3 protein-coding genes are annotated in these 1,942 nt (G+C 68.1%); all 3 read right to left on the bottom strand.

Going from position 1 to position 1,942, the window contains the following annotated elements:
• Nucleotides 1–652, bottom strand: a 652-nt coding sequence (locus tag ASD58_RS31975; protein WP_200951670.1) for a condensation domain-containing protein, incomplete at its 3' end; no start/stop codon positions are given.
• Complete coding sequence (locus ASD58_RS32955) at nucleotides 628–1,596, bottom strand: condensation domain-containing protein (protein WP_373994473.1); 969 nt, start codon at nucleotides 1,594–1,596, stop codon at nucleotides 628–630. The genes ASD58_RS32955 and ASD58_RS31975, both read right to left, overlap by 25 nt.
• 62 nt (nucleotides 1,597–1,658) lie before the next feature.
• A partial coding sequence (locus ASD58_RS32950; protein ID WP_373994472.1) for a condensation domain-containing protein occupies nucleotides 1,659–1,912 on the bottom strand: 254 nt, incomplete at its 3' end.
• Nucleotides 1,913–1,942 lie beyond the last annotated feature (30 nt).

Below are 1,942 nucleotides of genomic sequence, written 5' to 3'. Positions count from 1 at the left end.
CGATGCCGCGCTCCATGCAGATCGCCACCCGCGTGTCGGGCTTGACCCCAAGCGCCAGCAGGCGGTGCGCGACGCGGTTGGCGCGCCGGTTCAATTCGCCGTAACTGAGCAGCTCATCGCCAAAGCGCAGTGCCGGCGCATCGGGCTGGGCCAGCACGCGCGCTTCGAACAGCTGGTGCACCAGCACGTCCTGCGGSAAGTCGGCGGCGCTGGCATTGAAGTCGAACAGCACTTGCCTGCGCCCCGCTTCGTCGAGCAGCGGCAAGGCAGCCACCGGCTGCGCATCGTCGGCCACCATGGCCGCCAGCACGGCCTGYAACTGGCCCGCCAGCCGTTCCATGCTGACAGCGTCGAACAGGTCGCTGGCATAGGCTATGCCGCCCTGCATGACAGCGCCGTTATCGACGATGGACAGCGAGATATCGAATTTGGTCGTCGGGTTGCCGTGGCCGACCGGCTGCACCTGCAAGCCAGGCAAGGAGAACTCGCCGCCATCTGGCGTGTTGTTCAACGCCAGCATGGCCTGGAACACCGGGCTGTGGCCAAGGCTGCGCTGCGGCTTGAGCACTTCCACCACCTGCTCGAACGGCACGTCCTGGTGGGCGTAGGCGTCCAGCGTGCTGGCCTTTACCTGCGCCAGCAGTTGCGCCACGTCCAGCCGATCTCTGGCGTGTTGTTCAACGCCAGCATGGCCTGGAACACCGGGCTGTGGCCAAGGCTGCGCTGCGGCTTGAGCACTTCCACCACCTGCTCGAACGGCACGTCCTGGTGGGCGTAGGCGTCCAGCGTGCTGGCCTTTACCTGCGCCAGCAGTTGCGCCACGTCCAGCGCGCCGTCYAGGCGCACGCGCAGGGCCAGCGTGTTGACGAAGAAGCCGATCATGCCTTCCACTTCGCTGCGCTGGCGGTTGGCCACCGGCGTGCCGATCACCACCTCGTCCTGACCGCTCAGGCGCGACAGTAGCAGGGACCAGCCGGCCAGCAKSGTCATGAACAGCGTCGTGCCATGCCGTTTGCCAAGGTCGCGCAAGCCTTCCGCCAGCGGCGCTGGCAGCGTCAAGGCCACCTGGCCGCCGGCATAGCTCTGCACCGCAGGGCGCGCGCGGTCGGTCGGCAATTCCAGCAGGGCCGGTGCGCCATCCAGGTGCGCGTGCCAGAAGTCCAGCTGGCGTTGCAGTGCTTCGCCTTGCAGCCAGGCCCGCTGCCACACAGCGTAATCGGCGTACTGCAGCGGCAGCGGCGGCAGCGGATCGCTTTCGCCCTGACTGAAGGCGCGGTACAAGGTGCTCACTTCGCGCACCAGGATGCCGATCGACCAGCCATCCGAAATGATGTGGTGCTGCGTGATCAGCAGCACATGTTCCTCTTCCCCCAGCACCAGCAGGCGGCCGCGGATCAGCGGCCCCTGCGCCAGGTCGAACGGCGCCTGCGATTCTTCCAGCGCCATGCGCTCGACGGCAAACTCGCGTTCATGCCCGCTCAAGCCGCTCAGGTCCTGCTGCTCCAGGGCGAAGCCGCAATCAGCCGGCGCGATGCGCTGCACCGGCTGGCCATCGGCCAGCACAAACGTGGTGCGCAAGCCTTCGTGGCGCGCCACGATGCGGTCCAGCGTCGCCTGCAGCGCTGCCCGGTCCAGCCGGCCGCGCAAGTGCAAGCCGNAATTCGCGCTCATGCCCGCTCAAGCCGCTCAGGTCCTGCTGCTCCAGGGCGAAGCCGCAATCAGCCGGCGCGATGCGCTGCACCGGCTGGCCATCGGCCAGCACAAACGTGGTGCGCAAGCCTTCGTGGCGCGCCACGATGCGGTCCAGCGTCGCCTGCAGCGCTGCGCGGTCCAGCCGGCCGCGCAAGTGCAAGCCGGCCGGGATGTGGTAGGCCGCGCCTGCCGCATGGTCCAGCTGGTCGAGGAACCACAGGCGTTGCTGTGCCCACGACAGCGGCAGCGC

The organism is Duganella sp. Root1480D1 (genome assembly GCF_001427305.1).
GTDB lineage: Bacteria > Pseudomonadota > Gammaproteobacteria > Burkholderiales > Burkholderiaceae_D > Rugamonas.
This window is presented reverse-complemented; position numbering and strand designations above follow the sequence as displayed.